This window comes from Methylocella sp. (genome assembly GCF_044226135.1).
In the GTDB taxonomy this organism is placed as follows: domain Bacteria; phylum Pseudomonadota; class Alphaproteobacteria; order Rhizobiales; family Beijerinckiaceae; genus Methylocapsa.
On sequence record NZ_JBGAHM010000003.1, the window covers coordinates 16,509 to 33,606 of the forward strand.

Annotated in this window: 16 protein-coding genes; 4 read left to right on the forward strand and 12 right to left on the reverse strand. The window is 67.1% G+C overall.

Going from position 1 to position 17,098, the window contains the following annotated elements:
• Window positions 1–51 precede the first annotated feature (51 nt).
• From ntrC to dusB, 3 genes are all read right to left on the reverse strand, one after another.
• Window positions 52–1,527, reverse strand: a complete 1,476-nt coding sequence (gene ntrC, locus ACILRB_RS02225; RefSeq protein ID WP_395664671.1) for a nitrogen regulation protein NR(I) — start codon at window positions 1,525–1,527, stop codon at window positions 52–54.
• A 90-nt stretch (window positions 1,528–1,617) separates the two neighbouring features.
• On the reverse strand, window positions 1,618–2,736 hold the full coding sequence (locus tag ACILRB_RS02230) for a nitrogen regulation protein NR(II) (protein ID WP_395664672.1): 1,119 nt from the start codon (window positions 2,734–2,736) through the stop codon (window positions 1,618–1,620).
• Window positions 2,736–3,764: a tRNA dihydrouridine synthase DusB gene (gene dusB, locus ACILRB_RS02235; RefSeq protein WP_395664673.1), complete on the reverse strand. Its 1,029-nt coding sequence runs from the start codon at window positions 3,762–3,764 to the stop codon at window positions 2,736–2,738. The genes ACILRB_RS02230 and dusB overlap by 1 nt, the downstream gene beginning before the upstream one ends.
• Window positions 3,765–3,993: 229 nt before the next feature.
• Between dusB and ACILRB_RS02240 the strand changes: the two genes are divergently transcribed.
• Both ACILRB_RS02240 and ACILRB_RS02245 read left to right on the forward strand, forming a co-directional pair.
• The gene (locus ACILRB_RS02240) at window positions 3,994–5,187 is read left to right on the forward strand and encodes a bifunctional 2-C-methyl-D-erythritol 4-phosphate cytidylyltransferase/2-C-methyl-D-erythritol 2,4-cyclodiphosphate synthase (protein WP_395664674.1); all 1,194 of its coding nucleotides are present in this window, start codon (window positions 3,994–3,996) and stop codon (window positions 5,185–5,187) included.
• Between the two features lie 70 nt (window positions 5,188–5,257).
• On the forward strand, window positions 5,258–5,749 hold the full coding sequence (locus ACILRB_RS02245) for a CinA family protein (protein ID WP_395664675.1): 492 nt from the start codon (window positions 5,258–5,260) through the stop codon (window positions 5,747–5,749).
• Window positions 5,750–5,836: 87 nt separating this feature from the next.
• On the opposite strand, the gene ACILRB_RS02250 is transcribed toward ACILRB_RS02245, so the two are convergent.
• From ACILRB_RS02250 to eno, 8 genes are all read right to left on the reverse strand, one after another.
• Complete coding sequence (locus ACILRB_RS02250; protein WP_395664676.1) at window positions 5,837–6,292, reverse strand: type II toxin-antitoxin system RatA family toxin; 456 nt, start codon at window positions 6,290–6,292, stop codon at window positions 5,837–5,839.
• A gap of 67 nt (window positions 6,293–6,359) precedes the next feature.
• Window positions 6,360–7,349, reverse strand: a complete 990-nt coding sequence (gene lipA / locus ACILRB_RS02255; RefSeq protein ID WP_395664677.1) for a lipoyl synthase — start codon at window positions 7,347–7,349, stop codon at window positions 6,360–6,362.
• A gap of 154 nt (window positions 7,350–7,503) precedes the next feature.
• Window positions 7,504–8,946: a dihydrolipoyl dehydrogenase gene (lpdA, locus tag ACILRB_RS02260; RefSeq protein WP_395664678.1), complete on the reverse strand. Its 1,443-nt coding sequence runs from the start codon at window positions 8,944–8,946 to the stop codon at window positions 7,504–7,506.
• Window positions 8,947–9,009: 63 nt separating this feature from the next.
• Window positions 9,010–10,335: a pyruvate dehydrogenase complex dihydrolipoamide acetyltransferase gene (locus tag ACILRB_RS02265; protein ID WP_395664679.1), complete on the reverse strand. Its 1,326-nt coding sequence runs from the start codon at window positions 10,333–10,335 to the stop codon at window positions 9,010–9,012.
• Window positions 10,336–10,416: 81 nt separating this feature from the next.
• Window positions 10,417–11,808: a pyruvate dehydrogenase complex E1 component subunit beta gene (locus ACILRB_RS02270; RefSeq protein ID WP_395664680.1), complete on the reverse strand. Its 1,392-nt coding sequence runs from the start codon at window positions 11,806–11,808 to the stop codon at window positions 10,417–10,419.
• 71 nt (window positions 11,809–11,879) lie between these two features.
• On the reverse strand, window positions 11,880–12,902 hold the full coding sequence (gene pdhA, locus ACILRB_RS02275; protein ID WP_395664681.1) for a pyruvate dehydrogenase (acetyl-transferring) E1 component subunit alpha: 1,023 nt from the start codon (window positions 12,900–12,902) through the stop codon (window positions 11,880–11,882).
• A gap of 196 nt (window positions 12,903–13,098) precedes the next feature.
• Window positions 13,099–13,416 carry a septum formation initiator family protein gene (locus tag ACILRB_RS02280; RefSeq protein ID WP_395664682.1) on the reverse strand — a complete coding sequence of 106 codons (318 nt, stop codon included), beginning with the start codon at window positions 13,414–13,416 and terminating at the stop codon, window positions 13,099–13,101.
• A gap of 85 nt (window positions 13,417–13,501) precedes the next feature.
• Window positions 13,502–14,785 carry a phosphopyruvate hydratase gene (gene eno, locus ACILRB_RS02285; RefSeq protein WP_395664683.1) on the reverse strand — a complete coding sequence of 428 codons (1,284 nt, stop codon included), beginning with the start codon at window positions 14,783–14,785 and terminating at the stop codon, window positions 13,502–13,504.
• A gap of 282 nt (window positions 14,786–15,067) precedes the next feature.
• Here eno and ACILRB_RS02290 point away from each other — a divergent pair, with 282 nt between their 5' ends.
• Complete coding sequence (locus tag ACILRB_RS02290) at window positions 15,068–15,820, forward strand: lytic transglycosylase domain-containing protein (protein ID WP_395664684.1); 753 nt, start codon at window positions 15,068–15,070, stop codon at window positions 15,818–15,820.
• A gap of 26 nt (window positions 15,821–15,846) precedes the next feature.
• On the opposite strand, the gene ACILRB_RS02295 is transcribed toward ACILRB_RS02290, so the two are convergent.
• Window positions 15,847–16,431: a TetR/AcrR family transcriptional regulator gene (locus ACILRB_RS02295; RefSeq protein WP_395664685.1), complete on the reverse strand. Its 585-nt coding sequence runs from the start codon at window positions 16,429–16,431 to the stop codon at window positions 15,847–15,849.
• Window positions 16,432–16,633: 202 nt separating this feature from the next.
• Between ACILRB_RS02295 and queF the strand changes: the two genes are divergently transcribed.
• Window positions 16,634–17,095, forward strand: a complete 462-nt coding sequence (gene queF / locus ACILRB_RS02300) for a preQ(1) synthase (RefSeq protein WP_395664686.1) — start codon at window positions 16,634–16,636, stop codon at window positions 17,093–17,095.
• Window positions 17,096–17,098 lie beyond the last annotated feature (3 nt).

Here is a 17,098-nt window from a genome sequence, read left to right on the forward strand (position 1 = left end):
ATGATCGATTTGGAAAGGTTCCGTGCGTCCTGCCCGGCCTCGCGCGCCCGGTCAGCGCGGCGAGCGCATGAGGCGGATGTCGAGGTCGCGAACCTTCTTGCGCAGCGTGTTGCGGTTCAGGCCGAGGAGTTCCGCCGCCTTGATCTGATTGCCGCGCGTCGCCGCCAGCGCCGCCGAGATCAGCGGATATTCGAGTTCGCGCAAAATCCGGTGGTAGAGACCGGGCGGAGGCAGGCTGTCGCCATGGCCGCGAAACAGCTCCGCGAGATGCCGCTCCATCGCCGCCGCAAGTCCCGGCCCGCGCTCCTGCGTCTCGGCCTGTCGGGCCGCCGCCCCCGCCTGCGGCTGGGGCTGCGACAGGCTCGGCGCGTTGACGGACAGCTCCATGTCGATGAGCTGGGCGGTGACGGCCTCCTGCGGATAAAGCGCGGCGAGACGGCGCGTGAGATTTTCAAGCTCGCGGATGTTGCCCGGCCAGCGGTAGCGCTTCATCCGGTCGAGCGCGTCGGGCTCGACATGCTTCAGCGGCAGGCCTTCGCTCGCCGCCTGCGCGAAGAAATGCTGGGCGAGGTCGCCGATGTCCTCGACGCGCTCGCGCAGCGGCGGCAGGCGCAGCGGCACGACGTTGAGGCGGAAGAACAGATCCTCGCGGAACAACCCCTGCTGGATCAGCGCGGCGAGGTCCTTGTTGGTGGCGGCGATGATCCGCACGTTGGTCTTGATCGGCATACGGCCGCCGACGGTCGTGTATTCGCTCTGCTGCAGCACGCGCAGGAGGCGCGTCTGGGCCTCCATCGGCATGTCGCCGATCTCGTCGAGGAACAGCGTGCCGCCTTCGGCCTGCTCGAAACGGCCGGCCGAGCGCTGGTTGGCGCCGGTGAAGGCCCCCTTCTCATGGCCGAACAGCTCGCTCTCGATCAGGTCGCGCGGAATCGCCGCCATGTTGATCGCGACGAACGGCCCCTTCTTGCGCTTGCCGTAGTCGTGCAGCGCGCGGGCGACGAGCTCCTTGCCGGTGCCGGACTCGCCGTTGATCATCACCGTGAGGTCGGTCTGCATCAGCCGCGCGAGCGAACGGTAGATCTCCTGCATCGCCGGGGAGCGGCCGACGAGCGGCATCCCCTCGAGCTCTTCGTCGCGCTCGACCTTGATGCGGTTCTTCGGCTCGCTCATCGCCCGGCCGACGATCGTGACGAGTTCGCGCAGGTCGAAGGGCTTCGGCAGATAGTCATAGGCGCCGCGCTCGGACGCCTTGATCGCGGTCATGAAGGTGTTCTGCGCGCTCATGACGATGATCGGCAGCTCCGGCCGAAGCTTCTTCATCTTGGGCAGGAGTTCGAAGGCGTTTTCGTCCGGCATCACCACGTCCGTGATGACGAGGTCGCCGTCGCCGGACTGCACCCAGCGCCACAGCGTCGCCGCCGTGCCCGTCGCCCTGACGTCATAGCCGGCGCGCGACAGCGCCTGGCTGAGCACCGTGCGGATTGCGGTGTCGTCGTCGGCGATGAGAATGTTTCCGGTGGGCATCTTCCAGGCCTCTTGGTCAGGCGTAGCGCGGGCGCGTGAAAGCTGAGGGGCCGGCGCGCTTGCGCTCCGCTTCCACTCCAGGGAGCCGTTCTATCCTTCGCGACGCGGGCTCATTGGCATGAGGACGCGGAAGGTGGTGCGGCGCGGCGCCGATTCGCATTCGATGACGCCGCCATGATCGCCGATGATTTTGGCGACCAATGCAAGTCCCAGGCCGCTTCCGCTCGCCTTGGTGGTGATGAAGGGATCGAACAGATAGGGCATGACCTCGGCCGGAACGCCCGAGCCGTTGTCGCGCACGCAGCATTCGAGCGGCAGGCTGACGGGCGCGTTCGACCCCGGCACCTGCATGCGCACGCCCGGCCGGAAGGCGGTCGACAACTCGATGTCGCCCTCGTCCTCGCCAATGGCCTCGGCGGCGTTCTTCACGAGATTCAGGAACATCTGCACGAGCTGGTCGCGGTCCCCGAAGACAGGCGGCAGCGAGGGGTCGTAATGCTCATGGAAGCGGATGCGGCGCGCGAAGCCGGCCTGGGCGACTTTCTTCACATGGTCGAGGATGGCATGGATGTTGACGCTCTCGCGCTCGATCGGACGCCCGTCCGAAAAGGCGCCCATGCGGTCGACGAGCTTCACGATCCGGTCGGTCTCCTCGCAGATCAGGCGGGTCAGCGCGCGGTCTGAATCGCTCGCGTCGGTTTCGAGGAGCTGCGCCGCGCCTCGGATGCCAGACAGCGGATTCTTGATTTCATGCGCGAGCATGGAGGCCATGGCGGCGACGGAGCGCGCCCCGCCGCGATGGGTGAGCTGGCGCTCCAGCTTGTCGGTCATGGACCGCTCATGCAGCATGATCGCGACGCCGTCGGGCGCGTCCGGCAGCGGCGACACGAAAATGTCGACGAGCACGTCGGACCCGCCGCGGGCGAGTGCGAGATCAAGGCGATAGCCTTTCATCGCCGTCCCGCTGTCCGCCACCTGCTCGACGAAGGCGAGAAGCGGCGAGCCCGGCAGAACCAGCTGGTTCAGCCGGTGCTGGCGCAGCAGCTCGCGGCTCATGGCGAAGAAGGTTTCGGCCGCGAGATTGGCGTCCGCGATCGAGCCGTCGAACCGCGCCGTCAGCACGGGATGCGGCAGGGCGTCGAGCACCCGGGCCGCCTCGATGTCCGCCGCGGCGGCCTTGTTGGGATTGGGAGCTAACAGGATCGCCATCACGCCGCCTCCGCCTGAAAGGACGGGTCGAAAGTTTCCTTGAGAAGGCGCATGACCTCGCGCGGGTCGTCCGCCTTGACGAGGTCCGCGCGCAGCTCGACCGCCCGCGGCGAGCCCGACCATTGGGCGTAGGCGGCGAGATGCTTGCGCGCGTGGCGAACGCCCTGTTCGCGTCCGAACAGACGCAGAAGCTCGTCATAATGCTCGCAGGCGGCCTCGCGCCGCGCTTCGGCGGACGGCTCGCGCGCCGGACCGCCGGCAAGGCCCCGCGCCGCCGCGCCGACCAGCCAGGGCCGGCCGACGGCCGCGCGTCCGATCATGACGGCGTCCGCGCCCGACGCGCGCAGCATCTCGCGGGCGTCGTCGAGGCCCGAACAATCGCCGTTGGCCACGAGCGGAATCGAGACGGCCTCCCTGACGGCGCGAATCGCGCCCCAGTCCGCGACGCCGTCATAGAACTGGCTGCGCGTGCGCCCATGGACGCAGAGCATGGCGACGCCTTCGGCCTCGGCGACGCGCCCGAGTTCAGCGGCGTTCAGGCTCAAGGAGTCCCAGCCGAGCCGCATCTTGAGCGTCACCGGAACGTCGACGGCCGCGACCGTCGCGCGAATAATCGCCGCCGCAAGCGGAAGATCGCGCATGAGATGCGAGCCTGCATAGCCGTTGATCACCTTTTTCGCCGGGCAGCCCATGTTGAGGTCGATCACGGCGGCGCCGGCGTCCCGGGCGACGCGGGCGCCGCGGGCCATGGCGGCGGGATCGCGGCCCGCGATCTGGACGACGTGAAGACCGAGGCCGCAATCCTCGGCCTTGAGCCGGTTTGCGGCGTCGCCGTCGGCGTAAGCCTCGGCGGCGACCATTTCCGTGACGACGAGACCGGCGCCGAAGCGCCGCGCGATCCGCCGCATGGCGACGTCAGTGAGGCCTGACATGGGCGCGAGCAGCGCCCGTCCCGGGACCTCGTGAGGGCCGACGCGGAAAGGCGCCTCGAATCTGTCCTTGCCTATTATCGAAGCAGTTGCGGCCATGCCTATATGATAATCATTTGGTGCATCGCGGCAACGTCGTTTTTTGAACAGTTCGCAACTGACCCGTGACGCCCTTGATTGACGCCGGGGCGCAAAAGCGGGAAGGAACGGCGTGGCGCCAAGCTCGGGGTTCTGGATGACACGCGACGCGCGCCAAGGCGCAGGGACACAGGGCGCAGGGACACAGGGCGCAAGGACGCAGGGCGCAAGGACGCAGGGCGCAAGGACAGTGGCGATCGTCGTCGTCGCGGCGGGCCGCGGCTCGCGCGTTGGCGAAGGGACGCCGAAACAATATCGCAGCCTCGCTGGCCGCTGCGTGCTCGCGCATGGCCTTTCGGCCCTGCGTCGCGCCGCGCCTGACGCCGCGATCCTTCCCGTCATCCACGCCGACGACGTGACGCTTTACGCCGAAGCCGTGGCGTCGCTCGATCCGGCGTCGCGCGCCGGCGTGCTCGCGCCCGTGGTCGGCGGGGCCTCTCGGCAGGAGAGCGTGCGCGCCGGCCTTGAGGCGCTGGCGGCCGGTCCTGACGCCGCGCCCGGCATTGTGCTCATCCACGACGCCGCCCGTATTTTCGCGAGCGACGCGCTGATCGCGCGCGCCGTGCGGGCCGCCGAAGTCCATGGAGCGGCGATTCCCGGCGTTCCCGTCGCCGACACGATCAAGGAGATCGCGCCCGACCAGTCGATCCGCGCGACGCCGCCGCGCGCGGCGCTGCGCGCCGTCCAGACCCCGCAGGCGTTCGACTTCCGGCTCATTCTCGACGCGCATCGGCGCGCCGCGCAGTCCGGCGCCGACGGGCTGACCGACGACGCCGCCGTCGCCGAATGGGCCGGACGCCCCGTGCATGTGTTTGAGGGAGACGCCGCCAACATGAAGATCACCAGCGCCGAGGACCTCGCCGCCGCCGAGGCGCGGCTGATCCGCGATCTCGTCGACATGCGCATGGGCCAGGGCTACGACGTGCATGCGCTGGGACCCGGCGACCATGTCTGGCTCGGAGGCATAAAAATTTCGCATGATCATGGCCTTGTCGGACATTCCGACGCCGACGTCTTAAGTCATGCGGTGACCGACGCCCTGTTCGGCGCTCTGTCTGACGGCGACATCGGCAGCCATTTCCCGCCGTCCGATCCGCAATGGCGCGGCGCGGATTCCAACATTTTCCTCGCCTACGCCGCGCGACGTGTGCGCGAGCGCGGCGGCATGATCGCCCATGTCGACGCGACCGTGGTCTGCGAGCGCCCGAAAGTCGGCCCGCACCGCGACGCGATCCGCGCGAGCCTCGCCAGAACCATGGAGATTTCTCTCGACCGGGTGGCGGTCAAGGCGACGACCAGCGAAAAACTTGGCTTCACGGGTCGCGAAGAAGGCATAGCGGCGCTCGCCGTCGCCACGGTGCGCCTGCCCCTGGCTGGCGCCTGAAGCTGCTTTCTGGCTTAAGTATTGTCTAAAACCAAATAGTTATGACGTATTCTTCATAAGGCGGACGAGCATGTTCGAGACGATCCTGCTGGAGCGCGCCGAAAGCCTGCTCGCGCTGTGCCGCTCAAAAGACGTGAAGCTCGTAACCGCCGAATCCTGCACTGGAGGGCTGATCGCCGCCCTGCTGACGGAGATCGCAGGCTCGTCCGACGTCTTCGAACGCGGCTTCGTGACCTATTCCAACGCCGCCAAGACGGATTGCCTTGGCGTCGACGCGGCGCTGATCTCGCGCCTCGGCGCGGTGAGCGCCGAGGTCGCGGCCAGCATGGCGGAGGGCGCGCTGGCGCGCTCCCGGGCCGACGTCGCCGTTTCGGTGACCGGGATCGCCGGGCCCGGCGGCGGATCGGCGCAAAAGCCCGTCGGCCTCGTCTATTTCGGCTGCCTGCGGCGCGGACGCGAGATGGCGGCGTGCGAACGGATTTTTGCGGGCATGGATCGCGCCGGGGTGAGAAAGGCTTCGGTCGAGACGGCGCTGGGTCTGATTGAAAGCGCCGTCTCATGAACCAATTGCGCGATAATTCTTGTAATCTTGTTCAGGAAATCAGGCTTAATATCTGATTTTTATCATTGTTTCCGATATGAAGCCATGTCACGACACGCCGCCGTACACAATATCGGCTCTTCTTTCAAAGGCTTCCGCAAACTTCCTGAACGCCTTGTCGAACATCCCACCCATGAGCAGGCTGAGCGCGCGACTGCGAAACTCATAGCTGATCTCGAATTCGATGGTCGAGGCGCCCGGTCCGGCGTCGCGGAAGGTCCAGCGGTTTTCGAGGCGCCGGAACGGCCCGTCGACATATTCGACGAGGATTTGCAACGTGTTCGGATCGCAGGCGACGCGGGTCGTGAAGCATTCCCTGATCGCCTTGTAGCCGACCGTCATCTCGGCGATCTTGATCGTCGCGCCGGCGCTCTCGGTCTGGCGGCGAATCCTGAGATCGAGGCAGAGGGGCACGAACTGCGGATAGGCCTCGACGTCGGCGACGAGAGCGAACATGTCGGCCGCGCTGTGGCGGACCTTTCGGGTCGTTCTGAAGGACGGCATGTGTTCCGCAGCAAACGCCGGGTCTCCGCCGGCCACATTCGGCGGACGACTCCCTCCGCCAGAAGAATCAGCCTGATCTAGCGAGGCTTCCGGGCGTCCGCAAGGGCGTGGCGAGACGCTTCGCCTTGAGCCTGGCGAAATCCTCGCCGGCGTGGTGCGACGACCGCGTCAGCGGCGAGGCGGACATGAGCAGGAATCCCTTGGCGCGGCCGATTTCCGCATAGGAGGCGAATTCTTCCGGCGTGACGAAACGCGCCACCGCATGGTGTTTTTTCGTCGGCTGGAGATATTGCCCGATGGTCATGAAATCGACCTCGGCGCTGCGAAGGTCGTCCATGAGCTGGAGCACTTCGTGGCGTTCCTCGCCAAGCCCGACCATGATGCCGGATTTGGTGAAAAGGGTCGAATCGAGCTCCTTCGCCCGCTGCAGAAGCCGGATCGAGTGGAAATAGCGCGCGCCGGGCCGAACCGAGAGATATTTCGACGCGACCGTCTCGAGATTATGGTTGAAGACGTCGGGCTTCGCCTCGACGACGACTTCAAGCGCGCCGGGCTTGCGCAAAAAGTCCGGCGTCAGAATCTCGATGGTCGTTCCGGGGCTCGCGGCGCGGATCGCGGCGATGACCTGCGCAAAATGCCACGCGCCGCCGTCGGCGAGATCGTCGCGGTCGACGGAGGTGACGACGACATGGGACAGGCCGAGCCTAGCCACGGCGTCGGCGACGCGGCGCGGCTCGTCGGCGTCGAGCGCGCGCGGCAGGCCGGTGCGCACGTTGCAGAAGGCGCAGGCTCTCGTGCAGGTGTCGCCCATGATCATGAAGGTCGCGTGCTTCTTCGCCCAGCACTCGCCGACGTTCGGGCAGCCGGCTTCCTCGCAGACGGTGACGAGCTTGTGCTGCTTGACGATGCTGTTCGTCGCCGCCCATTCCGGCGAGCCGGGCGCCTTGACCCTGATCCAGTCGGGTTTGCGCAGCGCCGTCGGCTGGTCGGGCCGATGCGCCTTTTCGGGATGACGCGCTTCCCCCGGACGCTTTTCGATCAGATCCTCGGAAGCCATGCGCAATCCTGTTTTCGGCGAAACTTGGGCGCCTTATGAAACGAGGCCGGCCGGAGCCTCGAAAGTCCCGGCGTCCCGCTCACTCCGGCGTCCCACTGAATATAGCGGCGATTTCACGCGCGGCCATACCGCCGAAGGATGGAGCCGGTTGCGCTCAGGTGTGGACGACGCGCCCATAAGCGTCGAGCACGCTTTCGTGCATCGTCTCCGAGAGCGTCGGATGCGGGAACACCGTGTTGATGAGCTCTTCCTCGGTGGTCTCGCAATTCATGGCGACGACGAAACCCTGAATCAGTTCGGTGACCTCCGCGCCGACCATATGCGCGCCGAGGAGCTTGCCCGTCTTGGCGTCGAAAATGGTCTTGACGAGGCCGTCCGGCTCGCCGAGCGCGATGGCCTTGCCGTTGCCGATGAAGGGAAAGCGCCCGACCTTGAGCTCATAGCCCGCCTCTTTCGCCTTCGCCTCGGTGAGGCCGACGGAGGCGATCTGCGGATTGCAATAGGTGCAGCCGGGGATCATCAGCTTGTCCATGGCGTGCGGATGCAACCCGGCGATGGCTTCGACGCAGATCACGCCCTCATGCTCGGCCTTGTGCGCGAGCATCGGCGGACCGGCGACGTCGCCGATGGCGTAGATTCCCGAGACATTGGTGCGGCAGAGGCCGTCGATCTTGATCACGCCGCGCTCGATCGCGACGCCCGCGGCTTCGAGCCCGAGAGCCTCGACATTGCCGACGACGCCGACGGCGGAAATCATCCGCTCCGCCTTGAGCGTCAAAACCTTGCCCTTGTCGTCCTCGAGCGTCGCCGTGACGCCTTCCCCCGACTTGTCGACCCTTGTGACCTTGGTCGACGTCAGGATCTTCATGCCCTGCTTTTCGAAACGCTTGCGCGCGAGCGCGGCGATCTCGGAGTCCTCGACGGGGAGAAGCTGCGGCAACACCTCGACGACGGTGACGTCGGAGCCGAGCGTGCGATAGAAAGAGGCGAACTCGATGCCGATCGCGCCCGAGCCCATGACGATCAGGCTTTTGGGGAAGGCCGGCGGCTTCATCGCCTCGAAATAGGTCCAGATCTTCTCGCCGTCGGGCTCGAGGCCTGGCAGGGCGCGCGGCCGCGCCCCGGTCGCCACGATGATGTTCTTGGCGCGATAGGCGCCCTCGCCCAGAACGCCCTTCGGAATCGGGTTCTGCGGCTGGACGATCGCCTTCTTGGTGGCGGCGACCGAGACCTCGCCGGGTTTGGCGATCGTCGCCTCGCCCCAGATGACGTCGACCTTGTTCTTCTTCATGAGGAAGGCGACGCCGGCGTTGAGCTGCGCCGAGACGCCGCGCGAGCGCTTGACCACGGCGGCGAGATCGGCCTTGGCCTCCCCCGAGATCGACAGCCCATAGTCCTTGGCGTGCTCCAGATAATGGAAGATTTCCGCCGAACGCAGCAGCGCCTTGGTCGGGATGCAGCCCCAGTTGAGGCAGATGCCGCCGAGATGCTCGCGTTCGACGACCGCCGTCTTCAATCCGAGCTGGGCGGCGCGGATGGCGGCGACATAGCCGCCCGGACCTCCGCCGATGATCAGAACGTCATAAGGGTCGGCCATGATGCGTTCTCTCGATGAAATGAAAGACGGCCGGGGTCCGGCCTGCGGCCGCGCGCCGGAGGGTCAGACCAGCATGCTCATCGGACGCTCAATCAGGGATTTGAACGCGTCGAGCAGCTCCGCGCCAAGCGCGCCGTCGATGGCGCGATGGTCGGTCGAGAGCGTGACGCTCATCAGCGTCGCCGCAGCGGGCGCGCCGTCCTTGACCACGACGCGCTTCTCGCCCGCGCCGACGGCGAGGATCGAGGCCTGCGGCGGGTTGATGATCGCCGAGAAATTCTTGATCCCGAACATGCCAAGGTTCGACACCGACGAGGAGCCGCCCTGATATTCCTCGGGCTTCAGCTTGCGGGCCTTGGCCCGCGCGGCGAAATCCTTCATCTCGCGCGAGATCGCCGACAGGGATTTCGTGTCCGCGGCGCGGACCACGGGCGTGATCAGGCCGCCGGGGATCGACACGGCGACGCCGACGTCGGCCTGCCTGTGCTTGAGCATCGCGCTTTCGGTCCAGGTCACATTGGCTTCGGGCACGCGCATGAGCGCGAGCGCCAGCGCCTTGATGATGAAGTCGTTGACCGAAATCTTGAACGCTGGCTTGCCGTCCTTGTCCCTGGGCGCCTGCGCGTTCACCGTTTCGCGCAGGGCGAGCAGCGCGTCGAGCTCGCAGTCGACCGAGAGATAGAAATGCGGGATCGTCTGGCTCGCCTCGACGAGGCGGCGGGCGATCGTCTTGCGCATGGTGTCATGCGCGATCTCTTCGTAGGAGCCCGGCGCGTAGAATTTCTTGACCGTTTCGTCGGAGACGGGCGAAGGCGCCGAGGGCGGAGCGGATGGTTTGGGCGCAGGCCCAGGCGCCGCCGCGGCCGCCTGGGGCGCGGGTCTTGGCGCGGCGAGCGCCGCTTTCACGTCGCGCTCCACGATACGGCCATGCGGGCCGCTGCCCTTGATCGACGAAAGATCGAGGCCCTCTGCCTTCGCGACGCGGCGCGCCAGCGGCGAAGCGAACAGCCGGGCCTTCCCGCCGCCGTCCGCAGCGGGAGCGGGCGCCGCGGCTGGCGGCGAAGCGGCTGGCGGCGTCGCCGGAGCGGCGGATTTTTCTGGCGCCGTGGCCGATTTTTCCGGCGCCGCGACGGCGGACGCGTCCTCGCCGTCGCCCGCGATGACGCCGATCACCTCATTGACCGCGACGTCGGCCGTCCCGTCCGGCACAAGGATCCTGGCCAGCGTGCCCTCGTCGACCGCCTCGACCTCCATCGTCGCCTTGTCGGTTTCGATTTCGGCGAGCACGTCGCCGGACTTCACCTTGTCGCCTTCCTTCTTCAGCCATCGGGCGAGATTGCCCTTTTCCATGGTCGGCGACAGCGCGGGCATCAGGATGTTGACGGGCATGGGAGGCTCTTTGATGCGAGCTGAACGCCGGTCACGAGACGGGGCCGGAGTCCCTTGCGGTGGCGACGATGCGGCGGCGGGTCAGATGTAGAGCGCGGCCTTCGCGGCGGCGACGACCTCGCCGACGTTCGGCAGCGCGAGCTTCTCGAGATTGGCGGCGTAGGGCATCGGCACGTTCTTGCCGCAGATCCGGGCGACCGGCGCGTCAAGATAGTCGAAGGCCTGCTCCATCAGAACGGCGATGATCTCGGCGCCGACTCCGCTTTGCGGCCAGCCCTCCTCCACCGTGACGCAGCGCCCTGTCCGCTTCACGGAATCGACGATGAGCTCGGTGTCCATCGGCCGGATGCTGCGCAGGTCGACGACCTCCGCCTCGACGCCTTCCCTGGCGAGCTCTTCGGCGGCCTTGAGCGCATAGATCATGCCGATCGAGAACGAAACGATGGTGACGTCCTTGCCGGGCCGCGCGATCCGGCCCTTGCCGATCGGCACGGTGAAATCGTCGAGCTTCGGCACGTCGAAGCTGTGGCCGTAGAGAATCTCGTTTTCGAGGAAGATGACCGGGTTCGGATCGCGGATCGCGCTCTTCAGCAGGCCCTTGGCGTCGGCCGCGCTATAGGGCGCGACGACGGACAGGCCGGGAACATTGGAATACCAGGCCGAAAAATCCTGGCTGTGCTGGGCGGCGACGCGGGCCGCGGCGCCGTTGGGGCCGCGAAACACGATCGGGCAACCCATCTGCCCGCCGGACATGTAAAGCGTCTTGGCGGCCGAATTGATGATCTGGTCCATCGCCTGCATGGCGAAGTTGAAGGTCATGAATTCCACGATCGGGCGCAGGCCGGCCATGGCCGCCCCGACGCCGAGCCCGGCGAAGCCGTGCTCGGTGATCGGCGTGTCGACGACGCGGCGGTCGCCGAACTCCTGCAGAAGCCCCTGCGTGATCTTGTAGGCGCCCTGATATTCGGCGACCTCCTCGCCCATGACGAACACGCTGTCGTCGCGCCGCATTTCTTCGGCCATGGCGTCGCGCAACGCCTCGCGCACCGTCTGCGGGACGAATTCGGTTCCCTCTGGAACTTCGGGGGCGCGCGTCAGCGGCGGCGCGACGGCCGGGGTCGCGGGGGCGGCGGATTCGGGCGCGGGCTTGGCCATCGGCGGCTCGGGCGCGGTTGCGCCATTGGCGGCTGCGCCGCTGGCCGCCGGCGCCGCGGCCGAGGCCGCGTCTTCGCCGTCAGCCGCGAGAACGGCGATCGGCGTGTTGACCGCGACGTTCTCGGAGCCTGCGGGCACAAGGATTCGGGCCAGCGTGCCCTCGTCGACCGCCTCGACCTCCATCGTCGCCTTGTCAGTTTCGATTTCGGCGAGCACGTCGCCGGATTTCACGGCGTCGCCTTCCTTTTTCAGCCATTTGGCAAGTTTGCCCTGCTCCATCGTGGGCGAAAGCGCGGGCATCAGAATATTGGTCGCCATCGGGTTTTCCTGAAATCTCCTCGCGCGCCGCGAGCGTTCGCCGCGAGTCTTGGCGGAACCCCTCGCCGGGCCTATTTCAGAACGTCCGTCCAGAGCTCGGACGACTCAGGCTCGGGGTCGTGCGAGGCGAAATCGACCGCCTCCGCGACCACGGCGCGAACGTCCGCGTCGACGGCCTTGAGCTCGTCCTCGGTCGCCGCATGGTCGCCGAGCAGCCTGGCCCTGACCTGTTCGATCGGGTCATGCTCCTCGCGCATCTTCTGGACTTCCTCCTTGCTGCGGTACTTGGCCGGGTCCGACATGGAATGGCCGCGATAACGGTAGGTCTGCATCTCGAGAATCATCGGGCCGGCGCCGCTGGCGGCCCACTCCCGCGCGCGCTCGGTCGCCGCCTTGACGGCGCGGACGTCCATGCCGTCGACCTGCTCCCCGGGGATGTTGAAGCTCTGGCCGCGCTTCGAGAAATCCTTCATCGCCGAGGAGCGCGTGACCGACGTGCCCATCGCGTAACGGTTGTTCTCGACGATATAAATCACCGGAAGCTTCCAGAGTTCGGCCATGTTGAAGCTTTCATAGACCTGCCCCTGATTGGCCGCGCCGTCGCCGAAATAGGTGTAGCAGACGAGCCCGTTCTGGCGATATCGGTTGGCGAAGGCGAGCCCGGTCCCGAGCGGCACCTGCGCGCCGACGATGCCATGGCCGCCATAGAAGTTCTTCTCCTTGGAGAACATGTGCATCGAGCCGCCCTTGCCTTTCGACAGGCCGCCGCGCCGGCCGGTCAACTCGGCCATGACCCTCTTCGGATCGAGGCCGCAGGCGAGCATGTGGCCGTGGTCGCGATAGCTCGTGATGGTCTGATCGCCGGCCTTGGCCGCCATCATGACGCCGACGACGACGGCCTCCTGGCCGATGTAGAGATGGCAGAAGCCGCCGATGAGCCCCATGCCGTAGAGCTGGCCGGCCTTTTCCTCGAAACGCCGGATGAGCAGCATTTCTCGGTAGGCCTTGACGTCGTCGTCCTTGGAGAAGGGAGGCGGGGCCGGCTTGTCGGCGAGGGGTTCCGTCGCCGGAGTGGGGCTTGATGCGTCGGCCATTCGGGCTCTTTCCTGCGATGACGCGCGGGCGCTTCTCGAGCAGGAGGCTAGCGCAGCTAGGGCTCGATTGCGAGCGCCGCGCCGACTAAATTTTTGCAGATGTTCGTGGTTCGTACGTGCGCCTTAGATCATAAGCTGCTGTCAGGCGGCGGGTTTCGCCAAGGCGAATCGACGCGCGGCACGCCGGCGCGCCCGCTTATTTCGACGGCAACATCACGACCAGATCATTCTTGTCGGCGCGCCCCAGCACGACCCTCGCCTGCTCGTCGAGCAGATCGCGATCGACGATGGCCCCGTTCACCAGATCGATTCGCCGCCGCCACGTGGCGCTTTCCGCCTTCAGGGCGTCGAGCTGCCCGTGCAGTTGCGCGATCCTGGCCTGATGCTCGTCGTTGGCCTTGAGGCCGCGCTCGCCGTTGAGGGCGTGCCAGACGAAATAGCCGGCCGCGGCGCCGGAGACGCAATAAAGAAAGAGCGGGAAGAAAATTGCGCGCAGGCGCCGGCGGATGACCATGCCGGCGACCTTCGCACCAGAGGGTTAGCGGCGGGTTAACGACCCGCCGCCGCCCGCGCCGGGCGAAAGAGCCCGCTTTCCGTCGTCAGGCCAGGGCCTTGAGCGCGTTGCGGCCGGCGTAGACGGCCTGCGACCCGAGTTCTTCTTCAATACGCATCAGCTGGTTGTATTTCGCCGTGCGGTCGGAGCGGGCGAGCGAGCCGGTCTTGATCTGCCCGCAATTGGTCGCGACGGCGAGGTCGGCGATGGTCGAATCCTCGGTTTCGCCCGAGCGATGCGACATGACCGCCGTGTAGCCGGCGCGCTGCGCCATGCTGACGGCGGCGAGGGTCTCGGTGAGCGAGCCGATCTGGTTGACCTTGACGAGAATCGAGTTCGCCACGCCCTTCCTGATTCCGTCCTCGAGCCGGGTGACGTTCGTCACGAACAGATCGTCGCCGACGAGCTGGACTTTTGCGCCGATCAGGTCGGTGACGGCCTTCCAGCCCGCCCAGTCGTCCTCGGACATGCCGTCCTCGATCGTGGCGATCGGATAGGCGGCGGCGAGCTTGGCGAGATAGCGCGCCTGCTCCTCGGGCGAGCGGGTCGCGCCCTCGCCGGCGTAGACATAGGCGCCGTCCTTGAAGAATTCGGTCGAGGCGCAGTCGAGGCCGAGGAAAACGTCGTCTCCGGGCGTGAAGCCCGCGGCCTCGATCGCCTGCATGCAGAAGTCGAGCGCGGCCTCGGCGGACGGCAGGTTGGGCGCGAAGCCGCCTTCGTCGCCGACGTTGGTGTTGTGGCCCGCCTTCTTGAGCTGGCTCTTCAGCAGCTGGAAGATCTCGGCGCCCCACCGCACGGCCTCGGCGACGGAGTCGGCGCCGACGGGCAGGATCATGAACTCCTGGAAGTCGATCGGATTGTCGGCGTGCACGCCGCCGTTGATGATGTTCATCATCGGCACGGGCAGCACATGGGCGGAGACGCCGCCGACGTAACGATAGAGCGGCAGGGCGGCGGCGTCGGCCGCCGCCTTGGCGACGGCGAGCGAGACGCCGAGAATGGCGTTGGCGCCAAGCTTCGACTTGTTCGGCGTGCCGTCGAGGTCGATCATGATCTGGTCGATCTTGCCCTGATCCTCGGCTTCGAGCCCGCTCAGCGCCTCGAAGATGTCGCGGTTGACGCTTTCGATCGCCTTGAGCACGCCCTTGCCGCCGTAGCGCGACTTGTCGCCGTCGCGCAGCTCGACGGCCTCATGCGCGCCGGTGGAGGCGCCCGACGGGACGGCCGCGCGGCCGTGCGACCCGTCTTCCAGCGTCACGTCGACTTCCACGGTCGGATTGCCGCGGCTGTCCAGAATTTCGCGCGCGGCGATGTCGATGATCGCGGTCATGGCGGCTCCTTGGGATGGTGTCCGGGGATGGTTTCTTGTAGGGGCGTTGGAATGACTCAGGGCTTTTACGACGAAGCTCCGCCGGACAAAAGGTCTTGAAGCGAAGGCGACGCTTGGAAATTTTTAGCTTGAACGGAATAAATTGCAGGGGCCACGCGCGGCGCCACGCCGTCGCGGCGGATGATTCTGGTCGGGAGCGCGCTCTGGCGTCGGCGTCGCCGGCCCGGGGACAAGGCGATTTTGGACATGCGGCGAAGACATTGCGTGACGCGGCCAACCCGGATGAAACGCCTGATCGCGGCGCTCGGCTGCGTTTTGGCGCTCGGCGTCGCCGGCGCGGCCCAATCCTCGCCCGCCGACGCGCCGGCGCCTGTCCCCCGGCCGGCCGAAGAAGACGCTTCGCCCGCCGCCGCTCCGCGTGAAAACGCCAAAACCTCGGTCGAGCCCGACGCGGCGAGCCCCCGCGGCCGCTATCGCGGCATTTTGCTGCGCGAGGCGGCCAAAGCGGGCCTGCCGGCCGACATCGCCGACGCCGTCGTCGCCGTGGAAAGCGGCTATGACCCGACCGTGATCGGCGGCGTGGGCGAGATAGGCCTGATGCAGGTGCGTCCGCAGACGGCCGCCATGCTGGGATTTCGCGGCGACGACGCCGAGCTCGCGCGGCCCGAGGTCAATATCCGCTACGGCGTCGCCTATCTCGCCGGCGCCTGGCGGCTCGCCGGCGGCGATCTCTGCCGCACGCTCATGAAATATCGCGCCGGACACGGCGAAGAGCGCATGACGCCGCTTTCGGTCGCCTATTGCGGCCGGGCGCGGGCGCATCTCGCCGCCGTCGGTTCGCCGCATGCGACGGGGGCCGTCATTCCCGCCTCCGTCGGCGTCACGCCGGCCGCGCCCCGCTCCTTCGCCTATCGCCCGACCGCGCGGCGGGGGACGGAGGCGGCGAGCCGGTCGTTCTGGGCCGCGCATGAAGCGCGCGTCGCCGCGATCACGCGCAAGCTGCACGCAAAATGGCGGCGGATGGCGTCACGCTGAGACCGTCCTGCCCCGGGGCCGGGCCGTCAGCGGGTCGCAAGACCCTGAAGCAGAAGCCTGAACGCCGCGTCGAAGCGCGCCGCCGCCTCCGGCTTGCGCCAGTCGGCGACATGGTCCGGCGCCAGAAATTTCGTCGCGGCGTCAAGCAGCGCATGAGCGGCTTCGACCGGGTTCGGCGCGTTGAACGCGCCCTGCGCGCGTCCGTCGTCGATGATCTTTGCGACATGGGTCGCGCGCCGTTCGAGCTCCGCGGCGACGCAGCGGCTGTCGCGCCTGGCCATTTCCGCGAAAGCCAAAAACAGCTCCGGGTCGTTCTGCGCCTGCGCGGTCTGTGACGCGATCAGCACGTCGAACCAGCGCCGCAGCCGCTCGGCCGCCGGCCCCGTCTCCGCGGCGATGACCGCGAGCGGGCCGTTGATCCGTTCGAGCCAGCGCGCGGAGACGGCGTCGACGATGTCGGCCTTTCCGTCGAAATGGCGATAGAGCGCGCCATGGGTGACCCCGAGGCTGCGGGCGACGTCGACGACGCTCGTCTTGGCCAGCCCGAATCGCCGCAGCGCCGCCTCCGCAGCGTCGACGATCTGATCCTTCGACAGTCTTTCCTCAGCCATGCCGCCCGCCTGCGCCGAAAGACGACATATCGTCATTCTGATATCACGATAACAGATATCAGAATATGTTATCAAAAGACAAAACTATCAAGACATACTTTCAGCGCCGGTCGCCGCGGCAAAACGAATGCGCAATGATTGCGCCCGGCGACGCAGTTCATTATGGGCGAAGCCGGGGGCGTCGCGGGAACAGAGGCGAAACATGGTTAAGGTGCGGACGGGCGTGAGCCTGCTGGGCGTTGCGGCGCAGGCCCCGGCGTCTCCCGACGAGGCGGTTCTGGAGCGGGCGCCGAACCCGCACCCAGACGCGCTTTATCTCGCGCGCTTCGCCGCGCCTGAGTTCACGTCGATCTGTCCCGTGACCGGGCAGCCCGACTTCGCGACGCTCATGATCGACTATGCGCCGGCCGACTGGCTCGTCGAATCAAAGTCGCTGAAGCTTTATCTCGGGTCGTTTCGCAATCACGGCGCGTTCCACGAGGACTGTACGGTCAAGGTGGCGAAGGATCTCGTCGCCGCCCTCGCGCCGCGCTGGCTGCGCATCGGCGGCTACTGGTATCCGCGCGGCGGCATCCCGATCGACGTGTTCTGGCAGACCGGCGCGCCGCCCGCAGGGCTCTGGCTGCCCGATCAGGGCGTGCCGCCCTATCGCGGGCGGGGATGACGC